This is a genomic window from Polaribacter sp. YIW18 (genome assembly GCF_057219325.1).
Genome location: NZ_JBXVVE010000002.1, coordinates 289715 through 309242, shown reverse-complemented (window position 1 = coordinate 309242; position 19528 = coordinate 289715). Strand labels below are relative to the sequence as shown.

At 29.4% G+C, this 19528-nt stretch carries 22 protein-coding genes; 11 read left to right on the top strand and 11 right to left on the bottom strand.

Annotated elements, in window-relative coordinates; translation table 11 throughout:
* Position 1 precedes the first annotated feature (1 nt).
* The gene (gene hemA / locus AC2D6T_RS03635) at positions 2-1237 is read right to left on the bottom strand and encodes a glutamyl-tRNA reductase (protein ID WP_484680483.1); all 1236 of its coding nucleotides are present in this window, start codon (positions 1235-1237) and stop codon (positions 2-4) included.
* Between the two features lie 205 nt (positions 1238-1442).
* Here hemA and AC2D6T_RS03630 point away from each other — a divergent pair, with 205 nt between their 5' ends.
* Genes AC2D6T_RS03630 through AC2D6T_RS03615 form a run of 4 tightly spaced genes read left to right on the top strand, consistent with a single transcriptional unit; the run spans position 1443 to position 4571 of the window.
* Positions 1443-2327: a helix-turn-helix transcriptional regulator gene (locus tag AC2D6T_RS03630; protein ID WP_484680482.1), complete on the top strand. Its 885-nt coding sequence runs from the start codon at positions 1443-1445 to the stop codon at positions 2325-2327.
* A gap of 33 nt (positions 2328-2360) precedes the next feature.
* The gene (locus tag AC2D6T_RS03625; protein ID WP_484680481.1) at positions 2361-2870 is read left to right on the top strand and encodes a TrmH family RNA methyltransferase; all 510 of its coding nucleotides are present in this window, start codon (positions 2361-2363) and stop codon (positions 2868-2870) included.
* Between the two features lie 50 nt (positions 2871-2920).
* Entirely contained in the window at positions 2921-3937 is a 1017-nt protein-coding gene (hemH, locus tag AC2D6T_RS03620; RefSeq protein WP_438988956.1) for a ferrochelatase, read from the top strand.
* Positions 3938-3992: 55 nt separating this feature from the next.
* Complete coding sequence (locus AC2D6T_RS03615; RefSeq protein WP_484680480.1) at positions 3993-4571, top strand: CopD family protein; 579 nt, start codon at positions 3993-3995, stop codon at positions 4569-4571.
* Positions 4572-4609: 38 nt separating this feature from the next.
* Here the strand turns inward: AC2D6T_RS03615 and recR are convergent, their stop codons facing one another.
* A complete protein-coding gene (recR, locus tag AC2D6T_RS03610; protein ID WP_438988958.1) occupies positions 4610-5227 on the bottom strand; it encodes a recombination mediator RecR in 618 nt (205 codons plus the stop codon).
* Positions 5228-5328: 101 nt separating this feature from the next.
* Between recR and AC2D6T_RS03605 the strand changes: the two genes are divergently transcribed.
* From AC2D6T_RS03605 to AC2D6T_RS03590, 4 genes are read left to right on the top strand one after another with little or no spacing between them, the layout of a single operon-like run.
* A complete protein-coding gene (locus AC2D6T_RS03605; protein ID WP_484680479.1) occupies positions 5329-6774 on the top strand; it encodes a sodium:solute symporter in 1446 nt (481 codons plus the stop codon).
* Positions 6767-7414, top strand: coding sequence for a pyridoxamine 5'-phosphate oxidase (pdxH, locus tag AC2D6T_RS03600; RefSeq protein WP_484680478.1), 648 nt, complete (start codon positions 6767-6769; stop codon positions 7412-7414). Before AC2D6T_RS03605 ends, pdxH begins: the two co-directional genes overlap by 8 nt.
* A 37-nt stretch (positions 7415-7451) precedes the next feature.
* Positions 7452-7940: a SixA phosphatase family protein gene (locus AC2D6T_RS03595; protein ID WP_298948719.1), complete on the top strand. Its 489-nt coding sequence runs from the start codon at positions 7452-7454 to the stop codon at positions 7938-7940.
* A gap of 6 nt (positions 7941-7946) precedes the next feature.
* Positions 7947-8846 carry a Ppx/GppA phosphatase family protein gene (locus tag AC2D6T_RS03590; protein WP_298948717.1) on the top strand — a complete coding sequence of 300 codons (900 nt, stop codon included), beginning with the start codon at positions 7947-7949 and terminating at the stop codon, positions 8844-8846.
* Between the two features lie 11 nt (positions 8847-8857).
* On the opposite strand, the gene lpxK is transcribed toward AC2D6T_RS03590, so the two are convergent.
* On the bottom strand, positions 8858-9883 hold the full coding sequence (gene lpxK / locus AC2D6T_RS03585; RefSeq protein ID WP_484680477.1) for a tetraacyldisaccharide 4'-kinase: 1026 nt from the start codon (positions 9881-9883) through the stop codon (positions 8858-8860).
* A gap of 52 nt (positions 9884-9935) precedes the next feature.
* On the opposite strand from lpxK, the gene AC2D6T_RS03580 reads away from it, so the two are divergent.
* Both AC2D6T_RS03580 and AC2D6T_RS03575 read left to right on the top strand, forming a co-directional pair.
* The gene (locus AC2D6T_RS03580; protein ID WP_484680476.1) at positions 9936-11030 is read left to right on the top strand and encodes a Nif3-like dinuclear metal center hexameric protein; all 1095 of its coding nucleotides are present in this window, start codon (positions 9936-9938) and stop codon (positions 11028-11030) included.
* Between the two features lie 2 nt (positions 11031-11032).
* The gene (locus AC2D6T_RS03575) at positions 11033-11806 is read left to right on the top strand and encodes a zinc ribbon domain-containing protein (RefSeq protein ID WP_298948710.1); all 774 of its coding nucleotides are present in this window, start codon (positions 11033-11035) and stop codon (positions 11804-11806) included.
* Positions 11807-11880: 74 nt separating this feature from the next.
* Here AC2D6T_RS03575 and AC2D6T_RS03570 read toward each other — a convergent pair whose 3' ends face one another.
* The 4 genes from AC2D6T_RS03570 to AC2D6T_RS03555 form a co-directional block, all read right to left on the bottom strand.
* Entirely contained in the window at positions 11881-13830 is a 1950-nt protein-coding gene (locus tag AC2D6T_RS03570) for a DUF349 domain-containing protein (RefSeq protein ID WP_484680475.1), read from the bottom strand.
* A 98-nt stretch (positions 13831-13928) separates the two neighbouring features.
* On the bottom strand, positions 13929-14687 hold the full coding sequence (locus AC2D6T_RS03565) for a shikimate dehydrogenase family protein (protein WP_484680474.1): 759 nt from the start codon (positions 14685-14687) through the stop codon (positions 13929-13931).
* A complete protein-coding gene (locus tag AC2D6T_RS03560) occupies positions 14668-15675 on the bottom strand; it encodes a DUF368 domain-containing protein (protein ID WP_484680473.1) in 1008 nt (335 codons plus the stop codon). Before AC2D6T_RS03560 ends, AC2D6T_RS03565 begins: the two co-directional genes overlap by 20 nt.
* Entirely contained in the window at positions 15676-16599 is a 924-nt protein-coding gene (locus tag AC2D6T_RS03555; RefSeq protein WP_298948703.1) for a polyprenyl-phosphate transporter, read from the bottom strand. It lies immediately after the preceding gene.
* Positions 16600-16715: 116 nt separating this feature from the next.
* On the opposite strand from AC2D6T_RS03555, the gene AC2D6T_RS03550 reads away from it, so the two are divergent.
* Positions 16716-16883 (top strand): hypothetical protein, encoded by a 168-nt coding sequence (locus AC2D6T_RS03550; protein ID WP_298948701.1) that lies wholly within the window; start codon positions 16716-16718, stop codon positions 16881-16883.
* 27 nt (positions 16884-16910) lie between these two features.
* Here AC2D6T_RS03550 and AC2D6T_RS03545 read toward each other — a convergent pair whose 3' ends face one another.
* The 4 genes from AC2D6T_RS03545 to AC2D6T_RS03530 all read right to left on the bottom strand — a co-directional run bounded on the left by AC2D6T_RS03545 (position 16911) and on the right by AC2D6T_RS03530 (position 19527).
* The gene (locus AC2D6T_RS03545) at positions 16911-17168 is read right to left on the bottom strand and encodes a DUF6952 family protein (RefSeq protein WP_298948699.1); all 258 of its coding nucleotides are present in this window, start codon (positions 17166-17168) and stop codon (positions 16911-16913) included.
* Positions 17169-17198: 30 nt separating this feature from the next.
* Complete coding sequence (locus tag AC2D6T_RS03540) at positions 17199-17507, bottom strand: thioredoxin family protein (protein ID WP_298948698.1); 309 nt, start codon at positions 17505-17507, stop codon at positions 17199-17201.
* Between the two features lie 75 nt (positions 17508-17582).
* Positions 17583-18224 carry a peroxiredoxin gene (locus AC2D6T_RS03535; RefSeq protein WP_298948696.1) on the bottom strand — a complete coding sequence of 214 codons (642 nt, stop codon included), beginning with the start codon at positions 18222-18224 and terminating at the stop codon, positions 17583-17585.
* A gap of 139 nt (positions 18225-18363) precedes the next feature.
* A complete protein-coding gene (locus AC2D6T_RS03530) occupies positions 18364-19527 on the bottom strand; it encodes a sigma-54-dependent transcriptional regulator (RefSeq protein WP_484680472.1) in 1164 nt (387 codons plus the stop codon).
* Position 19528 lies beyond the last annotated feature (1 nt).

The window sequence follows — 19528 nt, the reverse complement described above, 5'->3', positions numbered from 1 at the left end:
GTTAAGATTGAAACACTTTTTGGATAACATCTATGCTTTCTGAAACAGAAGTATTTTCATTTTTTAAATGCTTTACAAATTGCGTAGTAATTTTTTGAATAAGACGTGAAGTTAAGATTTCTGCTTGATTTTCATCGAAATTAGAAAGTTTCTTTTTTTGAAAATTAATTTCATCTTTCTTTATAGACTCTAAAGAATCTTTCAAAGCAGAAATTGCAGGAGTAAATCTTCTATGATTTAACCAATCTTTAAATTCTGTTTTGTGAGTGTCTATAATTTTTTCTGCTAATGGCACTTCTGCCAAACGTTTGGCTAAAGTTTCGTCAGTAATTTTAGAAAGTTCGTCTACATTTATTAAAGAAACACCTTTATGGTCTTCTACATTATGAGCCACGTTTTCTGGCATAGACAAATCTAAAATTAACAACGGTTTATTTTTAGAAATGTGTTTTTTTGTAATTGTAGGTTTTTCTGCACCTGTAGAAACTATTAAAATATCTGCATTTGCAACTTCTTCAGTTAAGTTTTCTATAACAGCTTTTCTAATAGAACTATGCTCTTTTACAAATTCTGTGGTTTTTTCTTCTGTTCTATTAATTAAACAAACTTTCTGATTATCTGTATATTCTGCAAGGTTTTTACATGTGTGTTTCCCCATTTTACCCAAACCAAAAACTAAAATGTTTTTAGTGTTGTAATTAGGTATAGTTTTAGTAATGTACTGCACTGCAGCATACGAAACTGAAGTTGTACCAGAACTTAATTGGGTTTGATTTTTTACTTTTTTACTAGCTTGTAAAACACTATTTACCAAACGCTCTGTATAGGCATTGGTGGTTTTTATTTTTTTTGCTAATTTGAACGATTGCCTTAATTGTCCTACAATTTCATAATCGCCCAAAATCTGACTATCTAAACCCGTACCAATTCTGTATAAGTGATTGATGGCTTGTTGCTCTTCGTAAACATGAGAAAATGCAGAGAATTCTTTTGTGGTACCTTCAGAAAAACCGCACAATAACTCTATAAGCAAACAAGGTCTGTTTGCAAAACCAAATATTTCTGTTCTGTTGCATGTAGAAATTATTAAAACCCCAGAAATACCTTTATTTTTTGCAGCTTTTAAGAGTGCAATCTGGTTTTCTGCAGACACAGAAAACTTACCACGTATTTCTGCATCTGCTTTTTTATAACTTACACCAATATTGTAAAAGTGCTCCTGCCCTAGTTCTTTCATATAATTTAAAAAGATGCCACAAAAATAATTAGTATATCTATAAAAAAGTATCGACAAAAGAACTTTTAATAACGATATGTGTTTTTTGAGTTTTTTTTACAATTAAATTAACCAAATACCTTATTTTTGCTTTATATATTAGGTTTTAATTATTTTTTATATAGAATGATTCTAAATAAAAACAAACTAAAAAATAGTCTTTTCTATGTTTAAAAATGTCGGAGAAAGTACTTTAGATGAAATTACGCTTGAAAAAGGTTTTTATGTACTTCATTTTCAGAACGAAAGCAAAGATGCTGTAAATTTTGAAAGAGAAATAGACCAATCTTTTATACAAATGCATTTTTGCTTGCGTGGTAAATCTAAATTTTTATTCAATAATGGCAGTTATTCTTTTGACGTTTTAGACACCAGGTCTATTTTACTATACAATCCGCAAAGAACTTTACCTATTCACCTAGAAATTCAACCCAAAACAACCTTATTATCTTTATTAATTTCTATAGAAAAATTTCACTCGTTATTTTCTAAAGAGTCTAATTACATTCCTTTTTTAAGTGATGAGAATAGCAATAAAAAATATTATGATGATACTGAAATTAAACCTACAGTTTTAATTGTTTTGCAACAAATCATCAACTCTAATATTAATAGTTCGATTAGAGAATTATATGTAAAAGGAAAAATTTACGAATTGTTGAGTTTACATTTTCAACAAGAAGAAAATATTGCTGGAGAATATTGCCCTTTTTTAGTGGACGAACAAAACGTTCTAAAAATTAGAAAAGCGAAAGAAATTATTATTTCTAGAATGGCAGAACCACCAAGTTTACAAGAATTAGCCAATGAAATTGGACTTAATTTAAAAAAACTAAAAGAAGGTTTTAAACAAATTTATGGTGATACTGTTTTTAGCTTTTTACTAGATTACAAAATGGAACATGCCAGAAAACTACTAGAAAGCAATCAATACAATGTTAATGAAGTTGGGTTGCAAGTTGGATATAGTACAGCAAGCCATTTTATTGCTGCTTTTAAAAAGAAGTTTGGTACAACACCAAAAAAATATGTAATGAGTTTGAAGCAGTAAGAAAATATTAGTGTTTTAACTTTGAGATAAAAAATGAAACAATTAACACATTACGATATCGAAAATATTCAGAAACAGTTTCCTATTACCATTGTTTGTGATGCGATTAGAACTCCAGAAAATATTGGGATGTGTTTTCGAATTTCTGAGAGTTTTGGGGTCGAAAAAATTTATTTTCATGAAGCTTCTCCCTACATAGAAAATAGAAAAGTAATCAAAACTGCCAGAAATACCATCAATCAAATTAACTATGATTATTATCGTAATTTTGAAGAAACTATTCAGCAATTAAAAGCCGCTGGAAATACCATTATTGGTATAGAAATTACTGATAAAAGCATCAATATTCAAGATTTTAATTTTAAAAATCACAAAAAAATCGTGTTACTTTTGGGAAGCGAACGCAATGGAATTGAACATATAAATTTGGTTGATTACACTATTGCAATTCCTATGTATGGGAGAAACTCGAGTATGAATGTTATACATAGTTTGGCTATTACTTTATATGAGGTTACAAGTCAGTTGACAGCTAAGAATTAGGAAATATCAAAATAAACAAATAGATACTTAAATAAATTCAGCATAAAAAAATGAAAGGAGTTTTATTAGTAAATTTAGGATCACCAGCAAGCACATCTACCAAAGATGTAAGAAAATATTTAGATGAATTTTTAATGGACGAACGCGTAATAGACGCACCAAAATGGTTACGTACTATTTTAGTTAAAGGAATTATTTTAAATACAAGACCAAAAAAATCTGCAAAAGCCTACAAAAAAATTTGGTGGGATGAAGGTTCTCCGCTAATAGTCTTATCAGAAAGATTATTAGATAAAGTTCAAAAAAAAACAGAATTGCCTGTTGCATTAGCAATGCGTTATGGAACACCATCTATAAAAATGGGATTACAAGAATTGCATGACAAAGGTGTAACTGACGTCTTAATTGTACCTCTATACCCACAACACGCAATGGCAACTACAGACACCATTTTAGTACTGGCAGAAGAATTAAGAGCAGAATTTTTTCCACAGATGAAATTCAAACACATTCCTGCTTTTTATCACAAAAAAGAGTATATAAAAGTATTAGGAGATAGCATAAAAAATTATTTAGAAGGCAAAGAATGGGACAAGATTTTATTTTCATATCATGGTATTCCAGAAAGACATGTTAGAAAATCAGACATTACAAAATCGCACTGCAAACCAAATGATAGTGTAAATTTTGAATGCTGTAAAACAAACTCTCCTGCTCATGAGTTTTGCTACAAACATCAATGTTATGAAACTACAAAACAAGTGGTAGAATATTTAAACTTAACACCAGAGGAATATTTTGTTTCGTTTCAATCTAGATTAGCAGGAGACCCTTGGTTACAACCTTATACAGATAAAATGATTGAAAAATATCCAGAGGAAGGTATTAAAAAGTTAGCGGTAGTTACCCCAGCTTTTGTTTCCGATTGTTTAGAAACTTTAGAAGAAATTGCCATGGAAGGTAAAGAAGAATTTTTAGAAGCTGGTGGCGAAGAATTTCATGCAATTCCTTGTATAAATGATAACGATGATTGGGTAGATGTTTTAGTAAATTGGATTGAAGAGTAGTTGTGGCTAATGATTAATAAAAAACTTTTGAAACTCTGAAACTTAAAACAAAATTATGGACTTTTTATACATAAAAGCGTTACATATTATTTTTGTAGTAACCTGGTTTGCTGGTTTATTTTACATTGTTCGTTTGTTTATTTATCAAACAGAGGCAGAAAATAAACTAGAACCCGCAAAGTCTATTTTACAAACGCAATATAAATTAATGAGCAAGCGTTTATGGTACATAATTACGTGGCCATCTGCAATTTTAGCCAGTATTTTTGCCTTTTGGATGTTGTACCAAAATCCCTATTACTTATCTGAACCTTGGATGTTGGTCAAACTAGCTTTTGTATTGGCGCTGTATTTTTATCAAGGTTTTTGCCATACTATTTACAAAAAACTACAAAATGATATTGTAAAATATTCTGCTTTTAAATTACGAATACTAAATGAAGTTTCTACCATAATTCTGTTTGCAGTTGTTTTTTTAGTGACTGTTAAAAGTGCCATAAACTGGATTTGGGGCGTTGTTGGTATTATCCTTTTTGGTATTTTAATGATGTTAGGCATTAAACTCTATAAAAAGATTAGAGAAAAAAAATCTTGGGAAAAAGCTGAAAAAGAAGTTTTAAATGAAAAGCAATAAAGAATAAGTTAAAACTCATTTTTTTAGTGAGTTTTTTCTTATGCTTTCAAAGATTGAGAAAAAGGAATTCTATTTACAATACTTCTTCCTAAAGTAACCTCATCTGCATATTCCAATTCATCACCTACAGAAATACCACGTGCAATCGTAGAGGTTGTAATATCAAATTTTTCGATTTGCTTAAAAATGTAAAAGTTGGTAGTATCACCTTCCATTGTAGAACTTAGGGCAAAAATTAATTCTTTAACTTCTCCTTTTTCTACTTTACTAACTAAAGATTCTATTTGTAAATTTTGTGGACCAATACCTTCTATTGGAGAAATTTTACCCCCCAAAACATGATACAAACCATTAAATTGAGAAGTGCTTTCTATAGCCATTACATCTCTAATATCTTCTACCACACAAACAATCTCTGGATTTCTTTTGGTGTTTTGGCAGATATTACACAAAACAGTATCTGAAATATTATGACATTTTTCGCAGGTTTTTACATCATTTCTTACATGTAATAACGCTTCAGACAAAAATTTTGTATGATCTTTGGGCTGCTTTAATAAGTGTAAAACCAAACGCAAAGCAGTTCTTTTACCAATACCAGGTAATCTGCTTACTTCGTTTACTGCGTTCTCTAATAATTTTGATGAAAAATCCATATAACAAAATTACGAATTCACAATTACGAAATATAAAATATTGCATTATTTTTTAAATAGATTATATTCGTAAATCACAATGTATAATTCGTAATTAAAAAATGCAACCACACTATATAATTTTATTAATTGTAGCTTACTTTTCAATCTTAATCTTTATTTCTTATTTTACAGGAAAATCGGCAGATAATACTACATTTTTTAAGGCAAATAACGCATCACCATGGTATTTGGTGGCCTTTGGTATGATTGGAGCCTCACTTTCTGGCGTCACATTTATTTCTGTTCCTGGTTGGGTAGAAGCACAGAACATGAGTTATTTTCAAATGGTTTTGGGCTATATTGTTGGGTATGCTGTAATTGGTTTGGTATTATTGCCTTTGTATTACAAACTCAATTTAACATCTATTTACACTTATTTAGAAGATAGGTTTGGTAGATTTTCTTACAAAACTGGCGCAAGCTTTTTCTTACTTTCTAGAACAATTGGCGCTGCATTTCGTTTATTTTTGGTAGCTAAAGTATTGCAAGTAGTTTTATTTGATGATTTTGGGGTTCCTTTTTGGGTTACTGTTTCTATTACCATTTTACTAATTTGGTTGTACACATTTAAGGGCGGTATTAAAACCATTGTTTGGACAGATACTTTGCAAACTTTATTTATGTTGATTGCTGTTGGCGTTTGTATTTACACCATTTCTAGCGAAATGAAAATATCTAATTTGTTTACCTATGTTTCAGAAAACAAATTATCTAAAACATTCTTTTTTGATGACATTAGCAAAGGAAATTACTTTTGGAAACAATTCCTTTCAGGAGCTTTTATTGCTGTAGTTATGACAGGTTTAGACCAAGATATGATGCAAAAAAATCTTACTTGTAGAAATTTAAAAGATGCACAAAAAAATATGTTTTGGTTTACAATTGTATTGGTAATTGTAAATTTTTTCTTTTTAGCATTAGGTATTTTACTTACAGATTACGCACAACTAATAGGTATAGATGCACATAAAGATCAACTTTTTCCTGTAATTGCTACAAGTGGAAAATTAGGTTTAGCAACAGCTTTATTTTTTATTTTAGGGTTAATAGCAGCAGCGTATTCTAGTGCAGATTCTGCATTAACCTCTTTAACAACTTCTTTTAGTATTGATATTTTAGAGATCGACAAAAAGAAAAACAAAAAAGATCAAATTAAAACTCGTAAAAAAATTCACGTTGTATTTTCTATCCTTTTAATTTTAATCATATTAATATTTAAATATTTTATTGCCAATGAAAGTGTTATTGCCAATATTTTTAAAGCAGCTGGTTATACTTATGGTCCTTTATTGGGCTTATATGCTTTTGGCTTATTTACCCAATTAAAAGTGAAAGACAAAATGGTACCTGCAATTTGTATTTTAGCGCCTATATTAACATTTATAATTAGTTACCACAGTTTAAAATTTTTCGATTTCGATGTTGGTTTTTTTGTTTTAGTTTTAAATGGGTTTTTAACTTTTTTGGGTTTATATTTGTTTAAAAGAAATACAAAAAATGCCTAAAGATTTAAGCAACTACAGAAAATCATACGAAAAACAAGAACTTCTAGAAAGTAACTGTCCAGAAAATCCAATGGAATTGTTTCAAACTTGGTTTAGAAACGCAGACGAATCTGAAACTGTTGAAGAAACCAATGCCATGACAATTGCCACAATTGGCAAAGATGGATACCCAAAAAGTAGAGTGGTTTTATTAAAAAAAATTACTTGGGAAGGTTTTGTTTTTTACACCAATTATTCTTCGGAAAAAGGGACCGCAATTCAAGAAAATAACAATATTTGTTTATCTTTCTTCTGGCCAGCTTTAGAACAACAAATTATTATCAAAGGGAAAGCAGAAAAATTAGCAGAAAATTTATCTGATGGTTATTTTGAATCTAGACCAGATGGAAGTAAATTAGGTGCTTGGGCATCTAACCAAAGTAGGGTTGTTAACTCTAGAGAATCATTAGAAGAAAACTTATCATCCTTAGAAAAAAAGTTTGAAGGTAAAGAAATACCAAGACCAAAACATTGGGGAGGCTACTTAACAAAACCAACTTCTATAGAGTTTTGGCAAGGGAGACCTAACAGATTACATGATAGAATTTTATATACTTTGCAAGAAGATTTTTCTTGGAAACTAGAAAGATTAGCACCTTAATTTTTTTTATATTTAACTATTTACAACCAAAAATTAAATGAAAACACTCTATATAGTTAGGCACGCAAAATCATCTTGGACCTACAAAGGTATTGATGATATAGATAGACCTTTAAAAAAAAGAGGGATTAAAGATGCGCATTTAATATCTAAGTATTTATCTAAAAAAATTATAAGACCAGACGCTTTTATTACCAGTAGCGCTAATAGAGCTTTACATACTGCTGTAATTTTTTGCGAAAGATTTGGTTTTCCTCATGCAAATCTTCAAATAAAAAAACAATTGTATAGTTTTAGCGATGGTTATTTAGTAAAAACAGTAAATGCTTTAGATGATGGCTTTAACTCTGCAATTATATTTAGTCATGATCACGGTATCAATACTTTTGTAAACAAATTTGGAGACAAACCTATTGCACACGTTACCACTTGTGGAGTAATTGGTATCCAATTTAAAGAAAAACACTGGAAAAACATTCGAAAAGGAAAAACTGTTTTAATAGAATTTCCTAAAAATCATAAATAAAATATTTTGTTAGAAATAAAAAAATATGCTGCAATAGATATTGGTTCTAATGCCGTTAGATTATTAATTTCAAACGTAATTGTAGCAGAAGACAAAGAACCTCAATTTAAAAAATCATCTTTAGTTCGTGTACCCATTCGTTTAGGTGCAGATGCTTTTGTTGGCAATGCCATTATTAGTGATAGTAATATTACCCGAATGATAAACGCCATGGAAGCATTTAAACTATTAATGAATGTACATGGAGTAGAAAAATACAAAGCTTGTGCAACTTCTGCTATGAGAGAATCTAAAAATGGAGATGAAGTGGTTGCCAAAATCTTTGAAGAAACTGGGGTAAAAATAGATGTTATTGGTGGTAAAGAAGAAGCTGCAATTATATCTTCTACAGATTTAAATACCTTAATAGAAGGAGACAATTCTTATTTATATGTTGATGTTGGTGGTGGTAGCACAGAGTTTACTATTTTTTCTAAAGGAAAAATTACCACCTCTAAATCTTTTAAAATGGGTACAGTACGTTTATTAAACAACAAAAAATCTGTAAACAAAGAAATTTTTGCCAACGTAGAAAAATGGATTAAGAAAAACACTAAAGACTTAAAAAAAGTATCTCTAATTGGTTCTGGAGGAAATATTAACAAACTCTTTAAAATGTCTGGTAGAACAGAAGGTAAACCTATTTCTTTTATTTATCTGAATGCTCAATATCAGTTTTTAAAAAACATGAGCTATGAAGATAGAATTTCTGAACTTAGCTTAAACCCAGATAGAGCAGATGTTATTATTCCTGCAACTAAAATTTATCTTTCTGCTATGAAATGGAGTGGAGCTAGAAAAATTTATGTGCCAAAAATTGGGCTTTCTGACGGTATCATTAAATCGCTATTTAACAATACATTATAAAAAAATTTACATTAATTAAATTCTTTCACATGTTTATAAATCAGATGATCAAACTCTTTATGCTGATTTTGTAAAAAACTTGTTTTTATAGGTAAATAAGAGAGTTCTTCGATGCTTGATGATAATCGAACATAATCTTTTTCTGTAGTTAAAATTAGTTTTTTAGAAGCTGTATCTTCTCTAAATTTGGTTATAATATCTACAATTTCTATATCTGTAAAATTATGATGATCTCTATATTTTAAATGTTGTATCGTTATTTGATGCTGTTTTAAAAAACTAGTTAAAGGTTTTGAGTTGGCAATCCCTGTAATTAACAAAACACTATATTCTTTTAAAGTTTCTAAATTAAAATTATAAAATCCTTTTATAGTATCTGCATATGTGATGCTTGTAAAAAATACACTTTTATTAAATTTTAAAAATTTTTGTTTGATTACCTTTTGCTCTTTTTCCAATAAATTTTCTGGACATTTTGTTACTAAAATAACATTGGCTCTTTTTGCTCCTTTACTACTTTCTCTAAGACTTCCTGTTGGGAATAGATAATCATCCGTAAATAAATCGCTGTATTTTGTAAGTAAAATATAAAAACTCCCTTTTACTTTTCTATGTTGATAAGCATCGTCTAATAAAACCAATTCTGGCTTATTTTGTGCTAACAAATATTGAATTCCTTCTACCCTATTTTCATCAACAGCAACATTAATATTTCTAAATTTTTTATAATATTGCAATGGTTCATCACCTACTTCATTTGCAGAATGTTTATTGCTTAAATGGATATACCCTTTTGTTTTTCTACCATAACCTCTGCTTAAAACAGCTGTTTTGTAAGTATCTTTTAATAACCGTATTAAATATTCTGTTTGTGGTGTTTTACCTGTGCCTCCCACACTTAAATTACCTATAACAATTACAGGGATTTTAAAAGAAGTTTGTTTTAAAATACCTTTGTCAAAAAATAAGTTTCTAATTCTAGTTACAAAATCGTACAAAACTGCAAAAGGAAACAATAAAAATCTAATTACTTTCATCTGGGTAAAAATACATTAAAAATGTTAACTTTGGTATTCGAAAATTACAGAAATGATTGTTAGAGACATTACAAATTACATAGAAAAATTGGCGCCTTTACAGTATGCAGAAGATTTTGATAATGTAGGTTTATTAGTGGGTAATTATAACGCCCAAGTTACTGGTGTATTAGTAACTTTAGACACTTTAGAAGCAACTGTAAATGAAGCTATTGCTAAAAAATGCAATTTAATTGTTAGTTTTCATCCAATAATTTTTGATGGTTTAAAAAAACTAAATGGAAATTCTTATGTAGAGCGTGTAGTTTTAAAAGCCATAAAAAACGACATCGCTATTTATGCAACACATACAGCTTTAGACAATTCTAAAAAAGGTGTTTCTGCAAAAATATGTGAAGTTTTAGGGCTAACCAATACAAAGGTTTTAATTCCTAAAAAGGGAATTATAAAAAAACTAACCACCTATGTACCTTCTAATGATGCCAAAAAGTTAAGGAATTCACTTTTCAATGCTGGTGCTGGAAATATTGGGAATTACGACCAATGTTCATTTAACATCAAAGGTGACGGAACTTTTAGAGGCAATGAAAATTCGAAACCAGTTTTAGGTGAAAAAGGGAAATTACATACAGAAAAAGAAACTCAAGTTTCCATAACTTTTGAAAGCCAGCACGAAAATGCAATTTTAAAAGCCTTGCAAAAAGCTCATCCTTATGAAGAAATTGCCTACGAGATTACTACCACAGAAAATGTACATCAAAATATTGGAATGGGCATGCTTGGTGAACTTGAACAAGAAATGAGTGAAAAAGAATTTTTACTATTTTTAAAACGAGAAATGAAAACCGACTGTGTAAGACATTCTGAATTACTAAACAAAAAAATTAAAAAAATAGCAGTTTTAGGTGGCGCTGGTAGTTTTGCTATTGCGAATGCAAAAAAAGCGAGTGCAGATGCCTATGTGAGTGCTGATTTTAAATATCATGAGTTTTTTAAAGCCGAAAAAAGTATTTTATTGGCAGATATTGGGCATTATGAGAGCGAACAGTTTACAAAAAACCTTTTGGTTGATTATCTTACAAAAAAATTTAGTAATTTTGCAATCATTTTATCAGAAAAAAGTACAAATCCAATTTATTACATATAAACATGGCAAAGAAGAAAGAAATTTCAGTTGAACAAAAATTAAGAGCATTGTATGACTTACAATTAATAGACTCTAGAATTGACGAAATTAGAAATGTTAGAGGTGAACTACCCTTAGAAGTAGAAGATTTAGAGGATGAAGTTGCCGGTTTAAATACGCGAATTTCAAACTTAACAGAAGATGCTGCTAACTTAGAAACCGAAATCAACAATAAAAAACAAGCTATTGAAGATTCTAAAGCATTGATGGCAAAATATGAAGAGCAACAAAAAAATGTTAGAAATAACAGAGAATTTGACTCTTTATCTAAAGAAATTGAATTCCAAGATTTAGAAATTCAATTGGCAGAAAAAAGAATTAACGAGTACAAAGCCAAAATTGCTCAAAAACACGAAGTAATTGACGCTACTAAAGAAAAATTAGCTAAACAAGAACAACATTTAGCTCATAAAAAAGCAGAATTAGACGCTATTTTAAAAGAGACTGAAAAAGAAGAAAAATTGTTAGCTGAAAAATCTGAAGAATTTTCTCAATCTTTAGACAACCATTTATTTTCTGCATATTCTAGAATTAGAAATAAAGTAAAAAATGGCTTAGCAGTAGTTGCAATAGAAAGAGGTGCTTCTGGGGGTTCTTACTTTACAATTCCGCCACAGGTTCAGTTAGAAATTGCTAACAGAAAAAGAATTACTATAGACGAGCATAGTGGTCGTATTTTAGTAGATGCTGCTTTAGCAGAAGAAGAAAAAGCTAAAATGGACAAATTATTTTCTTAAGAAAATTAAAATATATTTATAAAAAAACTCGAAGCTGTAGCTTCGAGTTTTTTTGTCTATAAGTTTAGAAAAATTTAATAATCTAAATTTTTAAGATAACTTAGTTTTTCTTTCCAAATTGCTAAATCATCTTTAAATTCTTGCACTTTGTTTTTTACATTTAAAACAAGTGGATTGTCATCTTTCGCATTAGAAAAGAAACCTAAATTGTTTTCTAACTGTTGTATTTCTCTAACAATTTCGTCTATTTTTTTTCTAACAAAAATTAGTTCTGAGTCTAATTTTCTTACATCGTTATTAGCTGCTAAATTATCTACAACATTTGTAAATTTTAACATAGAAACTTCTTGTTTATCTAAAGACAAACTTTCTAACATATTATCTACTTGTTTATTAAACTTACCTTCTAAATGCCTTACGCTTCTTGGTAAAACTCCTAGGTTTTTCCACTCTTCTATAATTGCTAAAACGTTATCTTTTGTAAGGTCTTTTTTATCTTTTAAAGTTTCTAAAAATGCTTTTTTAGCGTCTATTACAGTCTGTTGCTCTTTACTAACTGCATTTTTTTGATCATGGTATCTATCAAAATAATGGTTGCAAGCATTTTTAAATTTTTTCCAAATATCATCAGAAAATTTTCTGGGTACATGCCCAATTTTTTTCCAATCTGCTTGTATTTTCTTAACAGCATTAGTTGCCATTTCCCAATCTGTACTCTCTTTTAAAGACTCTGCAACTTCTATTAGCGCCAACTTTTTTTGCAAGTTTTCTTGTTGCTCATTTTTTTCTTGCTTGTAGAAAAGGTTTTTTGCACTATTAAATTTTTTAGTGGCAGCTTTAAATTTTTGCCAAACCTCTTCACTTTTAGCATAAGGCAGTTTACCAGCTTTAAAGTACTCTTGTCTTAACGCTTCTATTTCTCTAATACTTTTTTGCCAGTCTTTATGCGTTTTGTTATTGGAAGTATTATAGGCATCTATAGCTTCTATAACTACTAATTTTTCTTTAATAATATCTTGGTACTTAGACTTCATTTCTCTGTAATGGTCATGACGTCTATCATGAATTTTTTTAGTAGCAGCACTAAATTTTTTCCAGATATCTTCTCTCATTTCTCTAGCCACTGGTCCAACATCTTCTTTCCAAGTTTTATGTAAAACTTGTAATTCTTTAAAGGCTTGTTGTATATCTGTCAATTCTGCTAAAGCCTCTGCTTTTTCTATAATTTTAAGCTTTTCATCAAGATTATTTTTAAAGTCTAAATCTCTAAAGTCGTTACTCATGTGAAGTAAATCGTAAAAACGCTCTACATGATGATGATAGGTTTTCCAAGTATCATTATATCTCGTTTTAGAAACAGGTCCTATTGCGCGCCAAGAATCTTGCAATTCTTTAAACTCCTTATACATCGTATCTGGATTCGCATTTTCTATAAGACTTTTTAAGCTTTCTATAACGTTTAATCTTTTTTCTAAATTTTCATTAAGTTGTTGTTCTAATGCTTTATAATGAGCATCTCTTTCTTTTTTATATTTAGAAAGTAAACTATTGTAGGTCGTTTTTATGGGACTAGAAAATTGAAAGTCTATAGAATTACCACCCGCTTCTAAAAAAGCTTTCTTTTTAGTTGCCAACATTGTACCAAACTTTGTATTAAATTCACTTTTAATACCTTCTACTTGGCTTTTAATTTTTTGAACTGGATGGTTAGAAATTACTTTTTCTAAAGTAGTTAGCAATTCCTCAAGCGTAAATTTAGAATAATCTACTACCGCTTCTTCCTCCTCTTTAGGTTCGTTGTTTTCTGCTTTTTCTGCAACCGATTTTTCTACTTCATCTATAGCCTCAGAATTTTCATCTTCTGCTTGTACTACAGGTTCTTCTTCAGTTACTTTAACGATCGGTTCTTTTGTTTCCTGATTGATTTCTGATGGCTCAGTAACCGCTTCTGTTTTTGCAGGTTTATTGGTAATTTCTTCAGCCTTATTTGTTGATTTTTCAACGTTTTCTTTAGGATCTAACATATCTACAATGTTTAAGTTCGATTAATAATACATTATTATTATATTCTATAAATATACAGACAACTTATAAAACTAACAAAAAGTTATTTGTTTTTGAATTATTTGGTTTCATTCCATATCCTCCAAGACTCTTCTGCTTGTAGTTCTAGCATTTGGTAACCATTTTTAATGGCAGCTCCTTGCGCTAATCCTTTAGATAAGAATGTAGATACCTCTGGATTATAAACCAAATCGAATAATAAATGTTGATTGGTTAAAAACTGATATGGAATATTAGGACATAAATGAGTATTGGGTGATGTTCCTAAAGGCGTACAATTGATAATTATTTGATATTTATGTAATTTTTTTTCAGATAAATCATCATAAGATATTTCTTTTTTACTTGAAGGTTTTCTAGAAACAAATTTGTATTTGATATTATTTTTCTTTAATGCATAAGCAATGGCTTTAGAGGCGCCACCTGTACCTAAAATTAATGCATATGTATGGTGCTTTTTTATAAATGGTAAAATAGATTGCTCAAAACCAACTACATCTGTATTATAACCTTTTAAATTTCCTTTTTTTGTAATTTTTATAGTATTAACGGCTCCTATTTTTTTGGCAGTTTTATCTAATTTATGTAAATAAGGAATTACGGCTTCTTTGTAAGGAATGGTTACATTCATTCCAGATAAAAATGTTTCGTTTTTAATGATAGACGGAAAATCTGAAATTTCTGGAATATCAAAATTTTTATAGTGATGGTTTTCTAAACCTAAATCTTTAAATTTATCTGAAAAATATCCTCTAGAAAAAGAATAGGATATGTTTTTACCTAAAAGTCCAAATATTTTATTTCTTTTTTCGTCCATAAAAGTCTATAATTAAAATTAATGCAATTCCTAAAATAATATAAAAACCAGCATACCAAGTTTCTGCAGATGTTAAGTCTGGTAAATATCTATTGTAATTTTCTACAATCTTATTACCTTTTTTATCAAATAAAAGAGTGTTATTGTTTTGTAAAAAAACAGCTTTTTTCCAAGGCCAAACTATACCTAAAGAACCTGTTATAAAACCAATAATTACAGCTGTAACAATGCTATGATATCGTTTTAAAACATAGCCTAAAATATGACTAATGGAAACCAAACCAAACAGAGAGCCTGCTGTAAAAACACTTATTATTTTTAGATATCTAATTTTTTCTGGTTCTTGTAAAATATCAAAATTACCAATTACCAAATTGCTCATTATGTAAAGTAATTCGTTAACAGAATCTACCAATAACAACACATAATTCCCTAATAATATTAAGATAAAAGAACCTGACAAACCCGGTAATGTCATGCCAGAAACTCCGATAATACCACAAACAAACACAAACCAAAGATTATCATTTTCTCTGGCTGGCTCTAAAAAACTGATACCAATACCAATAACTGCACCAGTGATTAATGAGATGATGTTGGTATTATTCCATTCTCCAAAGTCTTTACCTATGTAATATATGGAGCCAATAATCATCCCAAAAAACCAGCTCCAAACATAGAGCTCGTAATTATCTAAAAAATAATCTAACACTAAAGAAATGCTAAAGTAGCTAAAAATGCTACCTCCCATAATCAACAATAAAAATTCTGCATTTATATATTTAAAAAAACTTTTATAACGCCTATTGATCAATAGTTTAAAAGCGACTAAATTTATTTTTTTAAAAGAATAAATTAATTCTTCGTAAAAACCAAAAACAAAAGAAACTGTGCCACCAGATACACCTGGCACTTTATTTGCAGCCCCCATTGCTAATCCTTTTAAAAAAAGATATGTTTTTTCTAAAAAGCTTCTTGGTTTTTGCATTTATGCTTTATTTACGGCTAATTTTTCCATTATTAAAATCAATGCAAAACCAACAATAGCTAATACTATTGCCATTAATAATTGCGGATCTTCTGTATAAGAAAAGGGAGAAATACTTTGTTCTACCAAAGGTTTTGTAACCCCATGGCTATTGATGTATGTAGAAACGGTTTCTTTCCATGGCCAAACTTTGTTTAAAGAACCTAACATAATACCTGTTAAAACAATTAGCATTTGTTCTTTATAATAAGTAAACAACCATTTTAATAATTTAGAAAAAGACAATAAACCTATAATGACTCCAACACCAATTGCACCTATTATTTTAACATCTTTTGTAGTAATGGCTGTCATAACGATAGGGTAAACACCTATTAAAAGGAGTATGTAAGAACCGGATATTCCTGGTAAAATCATTGCACAAGAGGCAATTGCACCCGCAAAAACTAAAAATAAAAAGTTAGAATCTGCAGCATTTGTAGAAGGCATTACTGTGATGGTATATCCAAATGCAATACCTAAAATAAAAAATAGAATTATTTTAAAATTCCATTTTTTTACTTGTTTTCCAATATAGATTATACTTGCTAAAACCAATCCAAAAAAGAAAGACCAAAGCAATACGGGTTTATTTTCTAACAACCACTTTATGCTTTTTGCTAAAGAAATAATACTGATAAAAATTCCGATAAAAAGCGCTAATAAAAAAGAACCATTTACTTGTTTCCAAACAGCTTTAATTCCATCGTTTTTAAGTGTTTTTAATAGTTTAAAATTAAAATTACTAATAGAGCCTAACAATTCCTCGTAAATACCCGAAATAAATGCAATAGTACCTCCAGAAACACCTGGCACAACATCTGCTGCCCCCATTGCCATTCCTTTTAAACCTATTACAATATAATCCTTTAAACTTCTAATCATAATAATTTGTTATTTAGAAAGACGAAGATAGTAGATTTTAAAGAAAAAATAGAAAGTGTTCTATGATTTGTAATATATCTAAATATTGTACTTTTACTTTATAATTTTTTTATGAGATGCCCAAAAAAGGAAAAGAAAAAAACACGGTTAATAAAGCAAAACATGCTAAATTAATGGCTCGTAAAAACGATAAAATTAAGAAAGAAAAACAACTGCACAAAGCACGCTTAAAAGCTATTGTAAAAAAAGCCAACGAGCAAAAAAAATCTCAAGCAAACACTTGAGATTTAGTTTATTTATATGGCTATAAATTATTGATCTATAGAACCCAAAACACGTTTCATAAACGTATTTAATGCTTCTTTTTTTGAGGTGCCATCTTTTACCATTTTATCAACTTCAATTGCACCATACATATTAGAAATCAACTCTCCAATAACATCTAACTCTTCATCTTTTAAAGAAGGTACTTCTGTTAAAGCCTCTAGCGTTTCGATTGTCTCTAAAATGTAATCTTGATCGTTTTCTTCTATAAAATTAGTAAGATGTTTAATAACAGGTAATTTCATAACTATGTTTTTAGCTTCTTAAAAAAAAAATTATTGTATTTCGCTTACTAAATCTTTCAAAACATCAAACTTGTTTGTTTGTGTTTGATTTTTCTTTGCTCCGTCTACAAAAGTTGCAAATGTTGGTAAATTACTTACATCTGCTAACTTTCTACTTTCTGGAAATTTTTCTGCATCTACAATTACAAATTTTAAATCTTCTAATTCTGTAGATAATTTTTTAAATTTAGGTTTCATTATTCTACAATTACCACACCAAGTGGCAGAATATTGTACAACAACTTTTGTGTTTTCGGCTATAATTGCTTGTAAATTGTCTTCTGTTAATTCTTGTACCATAACTTTTATTTTTTAGAGAAAAAATCGTGTTTCATTTTTCACAAAACCAAACACGATTTATATCTTTTTATTTTATTAGTTTTTTGACAAATAAGCTGCTGTTCCTTTTGCATCAGGAGACATTGCTTCTTTACCTTCTTCCCAGTTTGCTGGACATACCTCTCCATGAGATTGTACATGAGAGTAAGCATCAATTAAACGTAAAAATTCGCTTACATTTCTACCCACTGGCATGTGGTTAATTCCTTCATGAAAAACAGTACCTTCTTCATCAATTAAATAAGTAGCTCTATAGGTAACGTTATCTCCTTCTACTTGTACAGTTTGTGTAGCTTCGTCAAAAGTTTCGTTTGTGATATCTAAAATGCCTAATATAGAAGATAAGTTTCTGTTGCTATCTGCTAAAATTGGATAGGTAACGCCTTCGATACCTCCATTATCTTTAGAAGTACTTAACCATGCAAAGTGAACTTCTGGAGTGTCACAAGAAGCACCAATAACGATGGTATTTCTTTTTTCGAATTCCTCTAATGCAGCTTGAAAAGCGTGTAATTCTGTTGGACAAACAAATGTGAAGTCTTTTGGATACCAGAATAATAAAACTTTCTTTTTATTGTTTATTGCTTCTTCTAATACATTTAATTTAAATGTATCTCCCATTTCATTCATTGCATCTACATTTAAATTTGGGAATTTTTTACCAACTGCTGTTGCCATTTTATTTATTTTTAAATTATTATTTATTTTCTTTCACAAAGATAAAAATGATAATAGAAAATGTAAAAAATAGGAATGGAATGTTCTTATCTTACTATAAGAATAAATTATAACGAGGTGTAATTAAAATAGATTTATCCTATTTACTAGCAAATAATTTCACATCCTTTTCAGAAACTTTTTTTTCGCCCAAAATAATTAAACGCTCTATTACATTTCTTAATTCTCTAATATTTCCAGTCCAATCATACTCTTGTAAGAGTTTAATTGCTTCTTTAGAGAACTCTTTTTTAGGTGTTCCTTGTGCATCTGATATTTTTTTGGCGAAGAAATCTACCAATAATGGGATGTCTTCTCTTCTATCATTTAATGCTGGAACTTTTATTAAAATTACAGCTAATCTGTGATATAAATCTTCTCTAAAACGACCTTTTGCTATTTCTTCTTTTAAATTTTTATTGGTGGCAGCTACTACCCTAACATTTACTTTAATGTCTTTATCTGACCCTACTCTAGATATTTTGTTTTCTTGCAAAGCACGTAATACTTTTGCTTGTGCAGAAAGACTCATGTCTCCTATTTCGTCTAAAAAAATTGTTCCTCCATTTGCAGCTTCAAATTTTCCTGCCCTGTCTTTGTTTGCGCCTGTAAAAGATCCTTTTACGTGTCCAAAAAGTTCGCTTTCTATTAATTCTGAGGGAATTGCAGCACAATTTACCTCTATCATTGGAGCTTTTACTCTTTCTGATTTTTCGTGTAACCAATGTGCTACTAACTCTTTACCTGTTCCATTGGGTCCTGTAATTAATACTCTAGCATCTGTAGCAGCAACTTTTTCTATAATTTCTTTAATATGAGTAATGGCATTACTTTCGCCAATCATCTCATAATTTTTGCTAACTTTTTTCTTTAACCTTTTATTTTCTACAACTAATGTTTTCTTTTCTAAGGCATTTCTAACAGTATTTAGCAATCTATTTAAATCTGGTGGCTTAGAAATATAATCAAAAGCTCCTAAACGCATTGTGTTTACAGCTGTATCTAAATCTCCATGACCAGAAATCATTACAATAGGTGTTTCTGGCTTTATTTTTTTTGTCTTTTCTAACACCTCAACACCATCCATTTTTGGCATTTTAATATCACATAAAACCAAATCGTAATCGTTGTTTTTTATCATTTCTATACCCAACAAACCATCTTCTGCTTCTTCTACTTTATAGGTATCGTTTTCTTCTGATATAATTTTTACAAGCACCCTTCTAATAGCTGCTTCGTCTTCAATAATTAAAATCTTACTCATT